The following is a 16,486-nucleotide window of genomic DNA, read 5'->3' as shown; positions in this document are numbered from 1 at the left end:
CCCCACCAGCACGTGACCGGATCGCCGTCGTCCCGCGTGGACGGCGGCGATCTGCGTCTCCGACGGGCTCGCTGGGGCTCGCTGCTGTGCGGTCGGGCGGGCTCGCTAGCGCTCGCCGCTGTGCGGTCGGGCAGGCTCGCCAGCGCTCGCCGCTGTGCGGTCGGGCAGCTCGCTAGCGCTCGCCGCCGGGCACCCAGAGGATGTCGCCGGCCTCGCGGTTCGCGTAGCGACCGAGGATGAACAGCAGGTCGCTCAGCCGGTTCAGGTAGCGGGCCGTCAACGGGTTCATCGTGTCGCCGTGCACCTCGATCGCGGCCCATGCGGATCGCTCGGCGCGCCGGGTCACCGTGCGCGCGACGTGCAGGGCCGATGCCGAGCGGGTGCCGCCGGGCAGGATGAACGAGCGCAGCTTCTCGAGCCGGTCGTTGTACTGGTCGCACCAACCCTCGAGCCGGTCGACGTAGTCGGGCTCGACACGCAACGGCGGGTGCTCGGGGTTCTCCACGACCGGAGCGCCGAGGTCGGCACCGACGTCGAACAGGTCGTTCTGCACGTGCCGGATGACCGCGGTCACCTCGTCGTCCAGCTCGTCGAACGCCAGGGCGAGCCCCAGCTGGCTGTTGGCCTCGTCGACGTCGGCGTAGGCCACGAGCCGCAGGTCGTTCTTCGAGGTGCGGCTGAAGTCGACCAGGTTGGTCGTGCCGTCGTCGCCGGTCCGGGTGTAGATCCGTGTCAGGTTGACCATGACCTCACCCTAGGGCGTGTCGCTCGGGACGGCCGGGCCACCTGAGGCGGGTCGCGTGGCTCACAGAGTCTGCCGCGTCACGTTACGGCGCGGTAACCTGACCGGCATGCCTGACAAGTCTGCGCCCGACCGTCCCTGGGTGATGCGCACGTACGCCGGACACAGCTCGGCGGCCGAGTCCAACGCGCTGTACCGCAAGAACCTGGCGAAGGGCCAGACCGGGCTCTCGGTGGCCTTCGACCTGCCCACCCAGACCGGCTACGACCCCGACCACGTGCTGTCGCGCGGCGAGGTAGGCAAGGTCGGCGTCCCGATCCCGCACCTGGGATCGATGCGACGGCTGTTCCAGGACATCCCGCTCGGCGAGATGAACACCTCCATGACGATCAACGCCACCGCCATGTGGCTGCTCGCCATGTACCAGGTGGCCGCCGAGGAGCAGGGCGTCGATCCGTCGGCGCTCGCCGGGACGACCCAGAACGACATCATCAAGGAGTACCTGTCGCGCGGGACCTACGTCTTCGGTCCTGCCCCGTCGCTGCGGCTGACGACCGACATGATCGCCTACACGGTCAACACGATCCCCAAGTGGAACCCGCTCAACATCTGCAGCTACCACCTGCAGGAGGCCGGCGCCACGCCCACGCAGGAGATCGCCTACGCGCTGAGCACCGCCATCGCGGTGCTCGACGCCGTGAAGGACTCCGGCCAGGTCGACGACGCCGACTTCGAGAAGACCGTCGGGCGCATCTCGTTCTTCGTCAACGCCGGTGTCCGCTTCATCGAGGAGACTTGCAAGATGCGTGCCTTCGGGCAGCTCTGGGAGCAGATCACCCGCGACCGCTACGGCGTCACCGACCCCAAGATGCGTCGCTTCCGCTACGGCGTGCAGGTCAACTCCCTGGGACTCACCGAGGCCCAGCCCGAGAACAACGTGCAGCGCATCGTGCTCGAGATGCTCGGCGTCACGCTCAGCAAGAACGCCCGGGCCCGGGCGGTGCAGCTGCCCGCCTGGAACGAGGCGCTCGGTCTGCCCCGCCCGTGGGACCAGCAGTGGTCGCTGCGCCTCCAGCAGGTCCTCGCCTTCGAGTCCGACCTCCTCGAGTACGACGACATCTTCGAGGGCTCGCACGTCATCGAGGCCAAGGTGGCCGAGCTCGTGGAGGGTGCGCAGGCCGAGATCGACCGCGTGCAGGCCATGGGCGGTGCCGTGGCGGCCGTCGAGTCCGGCTACATGAAGTCCGAGCTGGTCGCCTCGCACGCCGCCCGCCGCTCGAAGATCGAGTCCGGCGAGATGAAGGTCGTGGGCGTCAACAGCTACGTCGAGACCGAGCCGTCGCCCCTGACCGCGGACCTCGACGGCGCCATCATGGTGGCCGACCCGCAGGCCGAGGCCAACGCCGTCGCCGACGTGCAGGCATGGCGCGAGCAGCGCGACCAGGGTGCCGTCGACGCGGCTCTCGAGAGGCTGCAGTCCGAGGCCAAGACCGAGACGAACCTGATGGAGGCGACGCTCGCGGCCGTGCGGGCCGGTGCGACCGTGGGGGAGTGGTCGGGTGCGCTGCGCGAGGTGTTCGGCGAGTACCGGGCACCCACCGGCGTGTCCGGCGCCGTCGGCGTGGCGGAGGCCGGCGCCGAGCTGACCGCCGTGCGCGAGAAGGTCAAGCGCACGGGTGACGAGCTCGGCACCCGGCTGCGCTTCCTGGTCGGCAAGCCGGGCCTGGACGGCCACTCCAACGGGGCCGAGCAGATCGCCGTCCGCGCCCGCGACGTCGGCTTCGAGGTCGTGTACCAGGGCATCCGGCTGACTCCCGAGCAGATCGTCTCCGCCGCCGTGGCCGAGGACGTGCACGTGGTGGGTCTGTCGATCCTGTCGGGGTCGCACATGGAGCTCGTGCCCGACGTGCAGCAGCGCATGCGCGAGGCCGGCATGGACGACGTGCCCCTCATCGTCGGTGGCATCATCCCCGACTCCGACGGTCGTCGTCTCGAGGCGGACGGCGTCGCCGCGGTGTTCACCCCGAAGGACTTCGGCATGACCGACATCATGGGTCGCATCGTCGACGAGATCCGCAAGGCCAAGGGCCTCGAGGCCTGACCGCGCGCGAAGGGCCCGGGACCACACGGTCCCGGGCCCTTCGTCGTCCGTGGGTCAGTTGAGGACGCGGAAGCCCTCGGGCAGCGCGCCGCCGGACTGGATGTCACGGGTCAGGTCCTGCAGGGCCATGAGCGCGACGGACTGCGTGAACGGGCCGTACGACACGCGAGCGACGCCGAGCTCCTGCTGGCGCGCGAGGGGGATGGACCCCGGGTAGCCGATGGTGGTGAGCCGCTGCGGGCCCCAGGCGTCGACGAACGCGCTGACGTCGTCCTCCGAGAGGGGGCCCGGGACGAAGACGATCGGCGCGCCGACCTCGATGAAGGCCCTGCCGCGCTCGATCGCGTCGGCGATGACCTCGTCGTGCGGACGGTCGCCGGCCTTCGCGACGACGTCGGTGCGGGCGTTCAGCACGAACGGGATGCCCTCGGCCTCACCGGCCTTCACGACGGCCTCGACCGCGGCCACGGCCTCGGCCAGAGGCTTCACCTGGTCCTCGAGGTTGGCACCGACCGCGCCCACGCCGATCGCCTTGCGGGCGGTCTCGCCGGGGTCGCCGTAGCCGGCCTCGAGGTCGGCCGTCACCGGCAGGTGCGTGTTCGCGACGATGAGCCCGACGGCGGCGATCATCTCGTCGACCGGGATGTTCTCGCCGTCCTCGTAGCCGTGCGACGCGGCGATGGAGTGGCTCGCCGTGGCGAGGGCCTTGGTGCCCTCGACCTCGGTGACGATGCGGGCGGTGATGGCGTCCCACACGTTCACGACGGTGAGCAGCTCCGGGGCGGTGTGCAGGTCGAGCAGCGTCTGGGCGCGTGTCTTCAGGTCCATGACGCCGACGCTAGGGCACGACGTCGGGACCCACCAGACGAATCTCGCCCCGGGACGGACTCAGGCGGCGAGGGCGTGCTTCTTGGCCTTCTTGCCCGGCGTCTTCGCGTTCTTGGAGCCGGACTTCTTGCCCTGGGACTTCGTGCTCTTCGACCCGGACTTCTTGCCCTTCTTGCCCTTCTTGGACTTCTTGTCCTTCTTCTCCACCGGGACGACGGTGCCGTCGGCGCCGATACGGACGAGCCGCCTCTTCTTCACGCCGTAGCCGTCGGGGAGGGTGCCTTCCTTGAGCATCCGGATCGGGCAGCGCTTGCAGCGGTTCTTGCTGACGCAGCACTTGCGCTTCGGCTCCTTGGACACGAGCAGACCGTAGCATCGGGCCCATGAGGTCACCCGGCGACGATGGAGGACGACGATGACGTCACAGGCGTTCGTGGAGAAGCTCAACGAGCAGCTGGGGCACGAGTTCGGGGCGCACCAGCAGTACGTGGCGATCGCGGCGTTCTACGACGCCCAGACGATGCCGCGGATGGCGGCGCTCTTCTACGACCAGGCGGCCGAGGAGCGCGACCACGCCATGATGATGGTGCAGTACCTGCTGGACGCCGGCGAGACGCCGCACATCCCTGCCCTGCCTGCGCCGGTCGGAGAGTTCGGCGACGTCGTGGAGCCGGTCCGCGCTGCGCTCGAGCAGGAGAAGAAGGTCACCGAGCAGGTCAACGAGCTGACCCGGATCGCGAGGGCCGACGGCGACTTCGCGTCGGAGCAGTTCATGCAGTGGTTCATCCGCGAGCAGGTCGAGGAGGTCGCCAAGATGGGGGACCTGCTGGCCGTGGTCACGCGGGCGAAGGACGACGTCGACCGCATCGAGGACTGGGTCGCCCGCGAGGACACGGGGGAGTCCTCCGACCCGACGGCGCCCAGGATCGCCGGTGCGTAGGGCCCTGCCGCTCCTCGTCCTCGTCGTGGCACTCCTGGTCGGTTGCGGCCAGGGCTCCGACGACGAGCCCGGGACGGACGCCGAGGCCGGCGACGGCTCGGTCGCGGCCACGTCGATCACCATCGAGGTGCGCACCGACGCCGACGCCGAGCCGAACGTCATGACCCTCGAGTGCGACCCGGTGGGTGGCGACCACCCCCAGGCCCAGGAGGCGTGCGCCGCGCTCGCGTCGGCCGGGGCGGACGTCCTCGAGCCCGTGCCGGCCGACCAGGTCTGCACGATGATCTACGGCGGCCCCCAGACCGCCACGGTGAAGGGCACGGTCGACGGCGCCGACGTCGATGCCACCTTCACCCGCGAGAACGGCTGCGAGGTCGACCGCTGGGAGACCCTCGGCACCACCTTCTTCGACGTCCCCCTTCAATGAGGCGCGCGGCTCGTTCCTCGCCGCTCCAGCCGTTCGTTCCTCACGGCTGCCGGGCTCTGCCCGGGCGCCTGCCGTCACTCGCCGGCGCTCGCTCGGCCCATGCTGGCGTCGCTGGCCGAGCCCCACACGGTGGGAGCGTTCAGAACAGGCGCAGGGAGGGGTCGTCGATGCCGCGGAGGGCGTCGTAGTCGACGACGACGCACTCGATGCCTCGGTCCTCGGCGAGCACGCGGGCCTGGGGCTTGATCTCCTGGGCGGCGAAGATGCCGCGCACGGGGCGCAGCTTCGGGTCGCGGTTCATCAGCTCGAGGTAGCGGGTGAGCTGCTCGACGCCGTCGATGTCGCCGCGCCGCTTGATCTCGACGGCCACGGCGGCGCCGGCGTCGTCGCGGCACAGCAGGTCGACCGGTCCGATCGCGGTCATGAACTCACGGCGCACGAGCGACATGCCGACGCCGAAGGTGCTCGTGTGCTCGGCCAGGAGCTCCTGCAGGTGCTTCTCGACGCCGTCCTTGCGCAGGCCGGGGTCGACGCCCAGGTCGTGGCTGGAGTCGGACACGACCTCGTCGATGAGGATGCGCAGCGTGTCGTCGGTCTTGCCGGCCTGCACGACCCACTCGAGGCGACCGTCGTCGGCGGTGCCCTCCTTGAGGCTGCAGGGCGGGCTCATCCAGTTCAACGGCTTGTAGGAGCCACCGTCGGAGTGCACGAGCACCGAGCCGTCGGCCTTGACCATGATGACCCGGGTGGCCATGGGCAGATGTGCGGTGAGCCGCCCGGCGTAGTCGACCTGGCAGCGTGCGACGACCAGACGCACTACTGACGCACCAACGTCCCGAGCTTGAACACCAGCGTGCCGTCCTTGATGGTGCCCTCGTCGTCGTTGCCGTCGCCACCCTGCAGCGTCACGACGCCGTCGGCGACCTCGTAGTCACCCGTCCGGAACTCCGGCACGCCCTGGAAGTCCTCGGAGAACGTGCCGTCGGCCTTGAAGGTCACCGTCCAGTCGGCCTCGTCGTCGCGCCACGTGCCGGCGAGGTCGGCCGCGTCGGCCGGATCGCCGGTGGGCTCGGCCGCCGTGGGGGACTCGGACGCGGAGGCGGAGGTCGACGGGGACGGCGAGGAGCCGTCGGGGGTCCCCGGTCCGTCGTCGGACCCGCAGGCGGCGAGGGTGCTCAGCGCGAGGGCGGCGACGCCCGTGGCCAGGCTCATACGACGATTCATGTGACAGCCCTCCCGTTGGTGCGGATCGGACGCTAGTGTGTCACGACCCCGAAGTTACCTAGGAGTAGGCATGCAGGAGATCGTGGACCGTCTCACGGCCGACGACCGCGGCGCCGAGATCGCCCGGACGCTGGTGTACCCGTACCTCAACCACGCCGCCACCATGTACGAGAGCGGCTACGCCACCAAGGACGACATCGACGCCTCGATGCGCTTCGGCTGCGGCTACCCGATCGGCCCGCTGGCCCTGGTCGACGCCCTCGGTGCCGCCACCGTGGTCGAGGGCCTGCGCGCCCAGCACGCCGGCACCGGTGACCCGCTCCACGAGCCGGCTCCCGTGCTGGTGAAGCTCGCCGAGTCCTCCGAGACGTTCGAGGCCGCCGCCGACGCGGGCGCCGACGCGGCCCCCCAGAAGCACCACCCGGTCGCCAAGGTCGGTGTCGTCGGCACGGGCACCATGGCCTCCGGCATCGTCGAGGTCTTCGCCAAGGCCGGGCACGACGTGGTCTTCGTCGGTCGCTCCGACGACAAGGTCGCCGCCGTCCAGGCCCGGATCGAGAAGAACCTCGACCGGGCGATCGCCAAGGGACGGCTCACCGAGGACGAGAAGTCCGACGTCATCGGTCGGCTGACCGCCGCGACGGACCGGCACGCGCTCGACGACGTCGACATCGTGGTGGAGGCCATCGCCGAGGACCTCGACGTGAAGCTCGAGCTCTTTCGCGACCTCGACCGCATCACCAAGCCCGGGGCGATCCTCGCGACCACCACGTCGTCGCTCTCCATCGCGTCGTGCGCCGAGGCCACCTCGCGTCCGCAGGACGTCGTGGGCATGCACTTCTTCAACCCCGCCCCGGTCATGAAGCTCGTCGAGGTCGTCTCCGCGGACTCGACCTCGCCCGAGGTCGCCGAGACCGTCAAGGCCCTGTGCCTCGACGTCGGCAAGCACCCGGTCTCCTGCGGTGATCGCGCCGGGTTCATCGTGAACGCGCTGCTGTTCCCCTACCTCAACGACGCCGTGACGCTGCACGAGTCCGGTGAGGCCTCGCTCGAGGAGATCGACACCGCGCTCAAGGAGACCAAGCTCCCCATGGGTCCGTTCGAGCTGCTCGACGTGGTCGGCAACGACGTCTCGCTGGCGATCCAGCAGACGCTGGTGTCCACCTTCGGTCACGAGGGCTGGACGCCCGCGCCGACCCTGGAGCGCCTGGTCGCCGAGGGCAAGCTCGGCCGCAAGACCGGCGAGGGCTTCCACACCTACTGAACCGATCCGACGAGAGGAGGGCGCCCGGGGTAACCCGCCGACGCGGTCATCACCGTGCCCGCGTACTTCAACGACCACCAGCGCCAGGCCACCAAGGAGGCCGGTGAGATCGTGAGCGTGGCGGCCGCCGTGCTCACGCTCGTGTCGCTGCACGCGTTCGACCGCGGGTACGGGACCACGGACGAGGACGTCTGCGCCGTCGCGGGCTGTCCCGCCATGGCGCCGGCACTCGCCGAGCTGGTGGAGTCGCAGCAGGCGCTCGGGATGCACTGCACCAGCACGCCACGACTGAGCGACGTGGTGGCCGTCGACGACGGTCGCGGCGGCGCCACCCTCAGCTCGCTCGCCGACGTCGTGGCCACGAGCGTCGGCATGACGCATCGCACGGTCGTCTACTGCCGCTGAGCGGTAACCCCGACCCCACCCGCTCGTTGAGGTGGGCGTGGCGGTCATCCGGCCGTCGCCTCGGGGGCCGACGGATCCGGAGCCCCCGTGTCGACGATGCAGACCGCCCAGCAGGCGAGTCGGGTCGTGCGCATCGCGGCGTTGTCGTTCGGGCTCTCGTTCCTGCCGGCCCTGGGCGTCGTCCAGCAGCTGGTCGACCCGCCGGCGGCCACGGAGGACGTCAAGCAGGTGATGCGCTGCGGCGCCGCTCCCTGTGACCGGGAGATGTCCTCCGCGGCCACCGCGCTCGTCGCCCGGCTCACGGAGCAGGGACTCGTGTGCAGCTCGGCGCCCCGGCTGACCGACGTCGTCGTGGTCGAGCGGATGACGGGGGAGGCCGAGGTCGTCGTGTTCGACCGAGCGCTCGAGGTCGCCGCCCACCGGGAGGGCTGGCTCCGCTCCTACTGCGTCGAGGACGTCGCCGGACGATAAGGTCACCCGGGTGTCCAGACGACGGCCGCCCCGACGACCCCGGCCGGGACCACCGTCGGCCGGCTCACCCCCTGTCGAGCCGAAGGCCGACGGCGGCTGGCACGTGCGACGCCTGACGGGTGCCGGTGCGACCAGCAGCTACACGTGCCCCGACTGCCACCGTCCGATCCCGCCCGGGACCCCTCACGTGGTGGTCTGGCCCGTCGAGAAGCCGCTGCTCAGTGCGGCAGCCGTCGACGAGCGCCGGCACTGGCACACCGCCTGCTGGCTCCGCAAACCCTGACCCGCGCGAACCTCGCCGGACCCGGGTGGCCCGGACCGGCGAGGGGTCGTCGATCAGCGGGCCGCAGGAGCCTCGACGGTGTCGTCCGTGTCGCCCGTGTCCTCGTCCGAGGCGTCCTGCGGTGCCGGCTCGTCGGCCCGCCCCTGCGGGGCGGACGCGGACGCCGTGCTCGCCGCCGAGTCGCCCGCGAAGGACGCGACGATGTCGCGGAGCTGACCCATCTGCGCCAGGATCCCCTCGCGTCGACGCTGCAGGTCCTCGACCTCGGTCCGCAGGGAGCGGGTCTCGCGCTCCACGTCGGTGGTCGCGGAGGCGCGCAGGTGGTCGGCCTCGGCCTTGGCGTTCGCCACCAGGGCGGCCGCCTCCTTGCGCGCGTTGTCGACGATCGACGACGCGTCCGTGCTGGCCGACTCGCGCGCCGCGTTGGCCTTGCTCATGAGGCCTCGGGCGCGCTCGTCGGCGGCCGCGGCACGCGTCTCGGCGTCCGTGACCAGCTTGGACGTCTGCTCGGTGGCGGCAGCGTGGTTCTCGGCGGCCTCGCGAGCCAGGCGCTCCTTCTCGACCGCCAGCACGCGACGGGCCTCGGTGACCTCCCGGTCGGCGGCCGCGCGAGCCTGCTCGACCTCACGGGTGGCGCCGAGACGCATGTTCTGGGCGTCCTGCTCGGCCGCGAGACGGATCTGGGCGGCCTCGCGGTCGGCCTGGGCGCGCACGTCGTCGGCGTGTGCAGCCGCGTCGGCACGGCCGGCCTCGGCCTCGGTGAGCAGCTCGCGCCGCTTCTCCTCGAGCTCGCTGACCGCGCGCGTGCGCAGGTCCTCGGCCTCCTTGGCCGCAGCGGTGCGGACGAGGGCGGCCTCCTCCTCGGCGACCTTCAGCACCTCGTCGGCCTCGCGGCGAGCACGCGAGCGCACCTCGTCGGCCTCCTGCTCGGCCAGCTGCAGCAGCTGGGCGGCGTGCCCGCCGAGCCCGGAGTACGTGGGCCGGTCGATGGCCTCGACCCGCTCGCGCAGCTGCTCGACGAGGTCGTGCAGCTCGTCGTTCTCCTCCTGCAGCGACTGGACCGCGTCGGCGGCCTTCTGCAGCTCGGCGGACTGGGTGCGGGCCCAGGCGTCGACCGCGTCGCTGTCGTAGCCGCCGCGCCGGGCCAAGGGGAACGAGACCTCGGCGGACTTGCGTGCCGCGTCGAAGATGGACAATCCGGACTGCTCCTCGGACATGCCGCGGTACTCCCTCTGGCTGGATCGACTGGTGCGCGAGCCTGCATCGGACGACGTCGCGTCGACTTCGCTCGCGGTGGGACCCACCATACCCAGGTGGGCCGACGCCCCCGCGCTGCCGCGACCGCGTGCCGGACGCTCGTCCGGCGTCCCCACGCCCCGGGCGGCGCCCAACCCCGAAGGAACCGGCACGCCAAGGACGCGGACGTGCCGAGGGGCCCGGACGGATCGTCCGGGCCCCTCGGTCGAGCGGTGGTGCTGGTCGGTCCTGCGTCAGATGCCGCGGAACCGGTTGATGGCGTCGAGGTGCTTGGCGCGGAACTCCTCGTCGCGGACGCCCAGCCCCTCCTCGGGGGCGAGGGTGAGCACGCCGACCTTGCCCTGGTGGAGGTTGTGGTGGACGTCGAGCGAGGCCTGGCCCACGTCCTCGAGCGTGTACGTGCGCGAGACCGTGGGGTGGATCTTGCCCTGGGCGATGAGCCGGTTGGCCTCGTACGCCTCGCGGTAGTTGGCGAAGTGGCTCGAGACGATCCGCTTCAGGTTCATCCACAGGTAGCGGTTGTCGTACTCGTGCATGAAGCCGGTGGTCGACGCGCAGGTGGTGATGGTGCCGCCCTTGCGGGTGACGTAGACCGAGGCGCCGAAGGTCTCACGACCCGGGTGCTCGAAGACGATGTCGATGTCCTCGCCACCGGTGAGCTCGCGGATCTTCTTGCCGAGGCGCTGCCACTCCTTCGGGTTCTGCTGGGTGCCCTCCTCGTTCCAGAACTTCCAGTTCTCCTCGGACCGGTTGATGACGTGCTCGGCGCCCATGCTCCGGACGATCTTGGCCTTCTCCTCGTTGGAGACCACGCAGATCGGGTTGGCGCCACCGTTCAGGGCGTACTGCGTGGCGAAGCCGCCGAGGCCGCCGGAGGCGCCCCAGATCAGCACGTTGTCGCCCTGCTTCATGTTGCCGCCGTTCTTGGAGACCAGCTGGCGGTACGCGGTCGCGTTGACCAGTCCGGGCGAGGCGGCCTCCTCCCACGTGAGGTGGTCGGGCTTGGGCAGCAGCTGGTTGGACTTGACCAGGGCGATGTGGGCCAGTCCGCCGAAGTTGGTCTCGAAGCCCCAGATGCGCTGCTGGGGATCCATCATCGTGTCGTCGTGGCCGGCGGGGTCCTCGAGCTCCACGGAGAGGCAGTGTGCGACGACCTCCGCACCCGGCTTCCACTGGGTGACGCCCGGGCCCGTGCGCAGCACGACTCCGGCGAGGTCGGAGCCGACCACGTGGTACGGCAGGTCGTGGCGCTTGGTGAGCGGGGAGAGTCGGCCGTAGCGCTCGAGGAAGCCGAACGTGGAGACGGGCTCGAAGATCGACGTCCAGACGGTGTTGTAGTTGATGGCGCTCGCCATGACGGCCACGAGGGCCTCGCCCGGACCCAGCTCGGGGAGCGCGACGTCCTCGACGTGGATCGACTTGCGCGGGTCCTTGTCGCGGCTGGCGACGCCCTCGAACATGTCGACCTCGTCCTTGTGGACGGTGGCGGCGCGGTAGTGGTCGGGGATGTCCAGGTGGGCGAAGTCCTCGCTCGCCGTGTCTCCGGCGAGGATCGCATCGAGGATGTGCTGCACGGGGCCTCCAGGGTGGGGTGTTCCGGCGCTCGGTCCGGCGCTGGGTCGGGGTTTCGGCGATGTTACCGATCCGTAGCGTTCTGCGTCCCGGCTCGGGAGTGTGGGTCGGGTCACGCCCGAGACGCGGGCCTCGGGCTCAGTGCGACGTCGAGGACGGCTCGACCAGCTCGACGAGCACGCCGCCGGCGTCCTTGGGGTGCACGAAGTTCACCCTGCTGTCGGACGTGCCGCGCTTCGGCTGGTCGTAGAGCAGCCGGACGCCGCGCTCGCGCAGGATCGCCGAGACCGCGTCGATGTCGAGCACGCGGTAGGCGAGCTGCTGGATCCCCTGGCCGTTGCGGTCCAGGAACTTCGCGATCGTGGAGCTGTCGTTGAGCGGGGCCAGCAGCTGGATGCAGGAGCCGGAGTCGCCGACGGCGAGCATCGCCTCGCGGACACCCTGCTCCTCGTTGACCTCCTCGTGCACGGACCGGAGCCCGAAGACGGAGGAGTAGAAGGCGAGGGCGTCGTCGAGGTCGGGCACGGCGATGCCGACGTGGTCGATGGCGACGAGGAGGTGCTCGGGGACGGTGGCGTCGGCGGGGGCGTCCGACGGAGGGGTCGAGGTGGTCATGAGAAGCAGGGTAGGGGAGGTCCGTGTCGCCCGCCGAGGCCCGTCGGAGATCGCACGTATGGTCGATTTCCCCTACCCGTCGGAGGTCACGTGCACATCGAGCTGCGGATGTTGCGTGCCCTGGTGATGGTCGAGGCCAGCGGCTCCATCACCCGCGCAGCGGACGGCCTGGCCTTCTCGCCCGCCGCGGTCAGCGAGCACCTGCGTGCGCTCGAGAGGGAGTGCGGGGTGCGTCTGGTCGAGCGCACGGGGGCCGGCACGGCACTCACGGAGGAGGGGCGCAGGGCGGTGCCGATCGCCCGCCTCATGCTCGCCGCGGCCGTCGAGCTGGAGCGGCTCGGTCGGCGCGCGAGCCCGAGCCGCAGCGGTGTCATACCGCCTGGACCGTCGTCGATCAAGAGCAACCACAGAGATCGTGAGGTTCGTTGATCGGCCCACTCCCACGCCGCGAGGCTGTCGGCAGACGCGTCGTCGAGCGTCGGGCACGTACGTCGCGCCTGCGGGGGGGAGCTGGTCCGGGTGCATCTCGATCTACGGATGCTGCGCGCCCTGGTGATGGTCGAGCGCAGCGGCTCGATCACCGACGCCGCCCGGGTCCTGCGGTTCTCGGCACCGGCCGTGAGTGCTCACCTGCAGGCCCTGGAGCGCGAGTGCGGTGTCCGCCTCGTCCGGCGCGAGGGCGCCGGGGTGCGCCTCACCGAGGAGGGACGTCGGGCCGTGCCGATCGCGCGGCTCATCCTGGCGGCCGCCGAGGAGCTCGGTGGTGTCGCCGAGCGCGGGCCGGTGGCTCGCGGCGCACTACCCGGTGGCAGCGCTCCTCGTCAACACCTCCCGCACGAAGTCTGAGGAAGGGTGGTCGGCGCCGCGGCGCTCCCGAGAGTCTCGTCCCACGCGACACGAGACGGCGGCGGCCGACGAGGGGGACGACATGAGGCGAGCAGGGTCGGTCACGAGGGCGAGCTCGATGACGGGGTCGATGACGAGGACGGGGTCGATGGCGGGGTCGGGGTCGATCGCGACGGCCAGGGGCGTGATCGCCATGGTGACGGCAACGATCCTGGGCGTGGCGGGGATGGCGTCGGCACCGGTCGCCGCGTCGGCCTCCGAGGACCCCGGTCCGGTGCCGCGTGACCTCTGGGTCGTCGACACCGCCGAGGGTGACTACGTCGTCGACGAGCTCTCGGCGCTCGACGGCACCCCGATCTCCACCGTCACCACCCCGATCACCGCCACGGCGAGCCGAGCGACGGCCCCCGACGGCCCGTCGGCCGTCAAGGGGTCGGGCAAAGGCGGGTCGAGCACCGGCTCGGGGTGTCGCAAGGTGACGATCTCGAACCGCGCGACGACGTACACGGGCAAGACGGCCTACCGCTACAACACGTGGACCCGCTGGTGCTGGACCAGGTCGACCCAGCACATCCACGCCGGTGGCAGCAACGGCTTCTTCGTCTCCGAGGCCGACGCGTTCCAGTACTGGCGCGGCCAGGTGGCGTCCAACCGGTACTTCTACGACGCAGGAGCGAACGACGGCCACCCGCGCAGCGCGTTCTACCACTACCGGCAGGGGCGCTTCGAGAACTGCGTGCTCAAGTACGGCTGCGTCCAGACCACCTATCCGACCAATGTCATCCGGTCCTACGCCAACGGCACCTACGCCTGGTCGACCTCGGGGGTCTCGTGACGGCGCGCCGCTGGGGGATCCTGCTGGCTGCCCTGGTGGTCCTGCTCCTCCCGACGGCGCTCGCCGGTGCGGGGCTGCAGCGCCAGGTCGGGCCCCTCGAGGCCGGCCTGGCCCTCGCGGTGCTGGTGGTGCTGGGCGTGCTGTTCTTCACCTGGGCGCGGCCCCGGGTGACGTGACCCACATCCGCTCCTGGGCGAAGTGACCCGCGAGTACAGTGACGGGCACCCCACCACCTGTGTCCATGCAAGGGAGCAACCCCATGACCCAGTCCGTGATCGTCGCCGGCGCCCGCACGCCGATCGGCCGTCTGCTCGGCGGCCTCAAGACGCTGTCCGGATCCGACCTCGGTGGCCTCGCCATCAAGGGCGCGCTCGAGAAGGCCGGGATCTCCGGCGACCAGGTCGACTACGTGATCATGGGCCAGGTGCTCGGCGCCGGAGCCGGCCAGGTCCCCGCGCGGCAGGCTGCCTTCAAGGGCGGCATCCCGCTCGACGTGCCGGCCCTGACGATCAACAAGGTCTGCCTGTCGGGCATCAACGCCATCGCGCTCGCCGACCAGCTGATCCGCGCCGGTGAGTACGACGTGGTCGTGGCCGGCGGTCAGGAGTCGATGACCCAGGCGCCGCACCTGCTCACGGGCTCGCGCGAGGGAACCAAGTACGGCAAGGCCACGATGCTCGACCACATGGAGTACGACGGCCTGTGGGACGCGCTGACCGACCAGGCCATGGGCTCGCTCACCGAGCAGCGCAACGCCGACGTCGACGCACTGACCCGCGAGGAGCAGGACGCGTTCGGAGCCCGCTCGCACCAGCTCGCGGCCACGGCGCAGAAGAACGGTGTCTTCGACGAGGAGATCGTCCCCGTCGAGATCCCGCAGCGCAAGGGCGACCCGGTCGTCGTCTCGGCCGACGAGGGCGTGCGGGGCGACACCACGGCCGAGTCCCTCGGCCGACTGCGCCCCGCCTTCGACAAGGAGGGGACCATCACCGCCGGCACCGCCAGCCAGATCTCCGACGGCGCCGCCGCCGTGGTGGTCATGAGCAAGGCCAAGGCCGAGGAGCTCGGCCTCACCTGGATCGCCGAGATCGGCGCGCACGGCAACGTGTCCGGCCCCGACTCCACGCTCCAGGAGCAGCCGGCCAACGCCATCGAGAAGGCGCTTGCGAAGCAGGGCAGGACCGCGGCCGACCTCGACCTCGTCGAGCTGAACGAGGCCTTCGCGGCCGTCGGCATCCAGTCGGCCCGCAAGCTCGGCATCTCCGAGGACATCGTCAACGTCAACGGCGGTGCGATCGCCCTCGGGCACCCGATCGGGATGAGCGGCGCGCGCATCGTGCTGCACCTCGCGCTCGAGCTGAAGCGACGCGGCGGTGGGCTCGGCGCTGCCGCGCTCTGTGGTGGCGGCGGCCAGGGCGACGCCCTGCTCATCACCGTGCCGTCCGCCTGACGGTCACCCTCACCAGCGCAACCGACCGCCCGTGCCTGCCCCCACTCCCGACGTCGCCGACCTCGTCGCGCGGCTCCAGGAGGGGCAGCCGCGGGCGGTCGCGCGTCTGATCTCGCTCGTCGAGGACGAGTCGCCCGCGCTGCGCGAGGTCAGTGCGGCGCTCGCCCCACTCGTGGGCCGCGCCCACGTGGTGGGCCTGACCGGGTCGCCCGGTGTGGGCAAGTCGACCTCGACCGCAGCCCTGGTCGGGGCTCTGCGTGCCCAGGGCAAGCGCGTGGGTGTCCTCGCGGTCGACCCGACGTCCCCGTTCTCCGGTGGAGCGCTGCTGGGTGATCGCATCCGCATGGGCGAGCACGCCACCGACAGCGGCGTCTACATCCGCTCCATGGCCAGCCGTGGTCACCTCGGCGGCCTGTCGTGGGCGGCGCCGCACGCGTTGCGCGTGCTCGACGCCGCCGGCTGCGACGTCGTGCTGGTCGAGACCGTGGGGGTCGGACAGTCGGAGGTGGAGGTCTCCGGGCTCGCCGACACCACCCTGGTGCTGCTCGCCCCCGGCATGGGCGACGGCATCCAGGCGGCCAAGGCCGGGATCCTGGAGGTCGGTGACATCTTCGTGGTCAATAAGGCCGATCGGGACGGTGCGCAGTCCACCCGGCGCGAGCTGCGCTCGGTCATCGCGATGTCGGAGCGTCCCGAGGGCGCCTGGAAGCCACCCATCACCCTGACGGTGGCCTCGCGTGGTGAGGGCATCGACGAGGTCGTGGCCGAGATCGAGCGGCACCGCGAGCACCAGGAGTCCTCGGGCGGGCTGCGCCGACGCCGGCTCGCCCGCACGCGCCGTGAGATCGAGGCGGTCGCCCTGCACGAGCTGCGAGAGCGGTTCGGGCACGTCGGCGCAGACGAGCGCCTCGACGACCTCGCCGCGGCCGTGCTGGCCGGCGACCAGGACCCGTTCGCCGCGGCCGACGTGCTGCTCGACGTCGTCCGCTGAGGCGTGTCGACAGTCTCAGCGATCACCCGGGCGCGCCTGCCGCTGACGGGCGGTCGAGTGCGATAGGAATGTTCGCGTGCTGAAGAAGCTCCTGGTGCTCCTCGTCGCCGCGTTCGTGGTCTACTACCTGCTGACCGCGCCCGCCGGCGCGGCCGACGCTGTCTCCGGCGCGGTCGAGGCCGTCATGAACGCCTTCGGCCAGGTCTTCATCTTCTTCAACGAGCTGACCCGGTAG

General features: G+C 71.1%; 20 protein-coding genes and 1 pseudogene. 13 read left to right on the top strand and 8 right to left on the bottom strand.

All coding sequences use genetic code 11. The features are described 5' to 3' along the window. Positions 1-172 precede the first annotated feature (172 nt). Positions 173-745, bottom strand: coding sequence for a cob(I)yrinic acid a,c-diamide adenosyltransferase (locus ASF37_RS02960; RefSeq protein WP_055967005.1), 573 nt, complete (start codon positions 743-745; stop codon positions 173-175). A 106-nt stretch (positions 746-851) separates the two neighbouring features. On the opposite strand from ASF37_RS02960, the gene ASF37_RS02955 reads away from it, so the two are divergent. Next, positions 852-2,843, top strand: a complete 1,992-nt coding sequence (locus ASF37_RS02955; RefSeq protein WP_055967008.1) for a protein meaA — start codon at positions 852-854, stop codon at positions 2,841-2,843. A gap of 54 nt (positions 2,844-2,897) precedes the next feature. Here ASF37_RS02955 and ASF37_RS02950 read toward each other — a convergent pair whose 3' ends face one another. Continuing rightward, on the bottom strand, positions 2,898-3,671 hold the full coding sequence (locus ASF37_RS02950; RefSeq protein ID WP_056553954.1) for an isocitrate lyase/phosphoenolpyruvate mutase family protein: 774 nt from the start codon (positions 3,669-3,671) through the stop codon (positions 2,898-2,900). A gap of 60 nt (positions 3,672-3,731) precedes the next feature. Then, positions 3,732-4,031, bottom strand: a complete 300-nt coding sequence (locus ASF37_RS02945; RefSeq protein ID WP_156366929.1) for a hypothetical protein — start codon at positions 4,029-4,031, stop codon at positions 3,732-3,734. 55 nt (positions 4,032-4,086) lie between these two features. On the opposite strand from ASF37_RS02945, the gene ASF37_RS02940 reads away from it, so the two are divergent. Together ASF37_RS02940 and ASF37_RS17425 are read left to right on the top strand one after the other, a co-directional pair. After that, positions 4,087-4,611 (top strand): ferritin, encoded by a 525-nt coding sequence (locus tag ASF37_RS02940; RefSeq protein WP_055967017.1) that lies wholly within the window; start codon positions 4,087-4,089, stop codon positions 4,609-4,611. Beyond that, positions 4,604-5,038 carry an SSI family serine proteinase inhibitor gene (locus ASF37_RS17425; RefSeq protein ID WP_200931160.1) on the top strand — a complete coding sequence of 145 codons (435 nt, stop codon included), beginning with the start codon at positions 4,604-4,606 and terminating at the stop codon, positions 5,036-5,038. Before ASF37_RS02940 ends, ASF37_RS17425 begins: the two co-directional genes overlap by 8 nt. Positions 5,039-5,177: 139 nt before the next feature. On the opposite strand, the gene nucS is transcribed toward ASF37_RS17425, so the two are convergent. Together nucS and ASF37_RS02925 are read right to left on the bottom strand one after the other, a co-directional pair. Continuing rightward, positions 5,178-5,855: an endonuclease NucS gene (gene nucS / locus ASF37_RS02930; protein ID WP_055967019.1), complete on the bottom strand. Its 678-nt coding sequence runs from the start codon at positions 5,853-5,855 to the stop codon at positions 5,178-5,180. Then, positions 5,855-6,250, bottom strand: a complete 396-nt coding sequence (locus ASF37_RS02925) for a lipocalin family protein (protein ID WP_055967022.1) — start codon at positions 6,248-6,250, stop codon at positions 5,855-5,857. The genes nucS and ASF37_RS02925 overlap by 1 nt, the downstream gene beginning before the upstream one ends. Positions 6,251-6,332: 82 nt before the next feature. Here ASF37_RS02925 and ASF37_RS02920 point away from each other — a divergent pair, with 82 nt between their 5' ends. From ASF37_RS02920 to ASF37_RS02910, 3 genes and pseudogenes are all read left to right on the top strand, one after another. Then, positions 6,333-7,526 (top strand): 3-hydroxyacyl-CoA dehydrogenase NAD-binding domain-containing protein, encoded by a 1,194-nt coding sequence (locus ASF37_RS02920; RefSeq protein ID WP_056553965.1) that lies wholly within the window; start codon positions 6,333-6,335, stop codon positions 7,524-7,526. 39 nt (positions 7,527-7,565) lie between these two features. Beyond that, positions 7,566-7,644 (top strand): annotated as a pseudogene (locus tag ASF37_RS17545) (Hsp70 family protein); the annotation flags it as partial. A 374-nt stretch (positions 7,645-8,018) separates the two neighbouring features. Beyond that, positions 8,019-8,402 (top strand): hypothetical protein, encoded by a 384-nt coding sequence (locus ASF37_RS02910; protein WP_156366930.1) that lies wholly within the window; start codon positions 8,019-8,021, stop codon positions 8,400-8,402. 336 nt (positions 8,403-8,738) lie between these two features. Here the strand turns inward: ASF37_RS02910 and ASF37_RS02900 are convergent, their stop codons facing one another. The 3 genes from ASF37_RS02900 to mce form a co-directional block, all read right to left on the bottom strand. Beyond that, positions 8,739-9,902: a DivIVA domain-containing protein gene (locus ASF37_RS02900; RefSeq protein WP_056553974.1), complete on the bottom strand. Its 1,164-nt coding sequence runs from the start codon at positions 9,900-9,902 to the stop codon at positions 8,739-8,741. Positions 9,903-10,175: 273 nt separating this feature from the next. Then, entirely contained in the window at positions 10,176-11,516 is a 1,341-nt protein-coding gene (gene ccrA, locus ASF37_RS02895; protein ID WP_055967040.1) for a crotonyl-CoA carboxylase/reductase, read from the bottom strand. A gap of 136 nt (positions 11,517-11,652) precedes the next feature. After that, complete coding sequence (mce, locus tag ASF37_RS02890) at positions 11,653-12,129, bottom strand: methylmalonyl-CoA epimerase (RefSeq protein WP_055967042.1); 477 nt, start codon at positions 12,127-12,129, stop codon at positions 11,653-11,655. A 90-nt stretch (positions 12,130-12,219) separates the two neighbouring features. Between mce and ASF37_RS02885 the strand changes: the two genes are divergently transcribed. The 7 genes from ASF37_RS02885 to ASF37_RS17415 all read left to right on the top strand — a co-directional run bounded on the left by ASF37_RS02885 (position 12,220) and on the right by ASF37_RS17415 (position 16,486). Next, positions 12,220-12,558 (top strand): LysR family transcriptional regulator, encoded by a 339-nt coding sequence (locus ASF37_RS02885; protein WP_055967045.1) that lies wholly within the window; start codon positions 12,220-12,222, stop codon positions 12,556-12,558. A gap of 108 nt (positions 12,559-12,666) precedes the next feature. Beyond that, the gene (locus ASF37_RS02880) at positions 12,667-12,975 is read left to right on the top strand and encodes a LysR family transcriptional regulator (RefSeq protein WP_055967048.1); all 309 of its coding nucleotides are present in this window, start codon (positions 12,667-12,669) and stop codon (positions 12,973-12,975) included. A gap of 193 nt (positions 12,976-13,168) precedes the next feature. After that, a complete protein-coding gene (locus ASF37_RS02875) occupies positions 13,169-13,810 on the top strand; it encodes a hypothetical protein (protein WP_082506350.1) in 642 nt (213 codons plus the stop codon). Continuing rightward, complete coding sequence (locus tag ASF37_RS02870) at positions 13,807-13,986, top strand: hypothetical protein (RefSeq protein ID WP_055967052.1); 180 nt, start codon at positions 13,807-13,809, stop codon at positions 13,984-13,986. Before ASF37_RS02875 ends, ASF37_RS02870 begins: the two co-directional genes overlap by 4 nt. An 83-nt stretch (positions 13,987-14,069) precedes the next feature. After that, positions 14,070-15,260 (top strand): acetyl-CoA C-acetyltransferase, encoded by a 1,191-nt coding sequence (locus tag ASF37_RS02865; protein ID WP_055967055.1) that lies wholly within the window; start codon positions 14,070-14,072, stop codon positions 15,258-15,260. Between the two features lie 31 nt (positions 15,261-15,291). Continuing rightward, positions 15,292-16,251, top strand: coding sequence for a methylmalonyl Co-A mutase-associated GTPase MeaB (meaB, locus tag ASF37_RS02860; RefSeq protein WP_055967057.1), 960 nt, complete (start codon positions 15,292-15,294; stop codon positions 16,249-16,251). A 76-nt stretch (positions 16,252-16,327) separates the two neighbouring features. After that, complete coding sequence (locus tag ASF37_RS17415) at positions 16,328-16,486, top strand: hypothetical protein (protein WP_164468778.1); 159 nt, start codon at positions 16,328-16,330, stop codon at positions 16,484-16,486.

The organism is Aeromicrobium sp. Leaf289 (assembly GCF_001423335.1).
Lineage (GTDB): Bacteria > Actinomycetota > Actinomycetes > Propionibacteriales > Nocardioidaceae > Aeromicrobium.
This window is presented reverse-complemented; position numbering and strand designations above follow the sequence as displayed.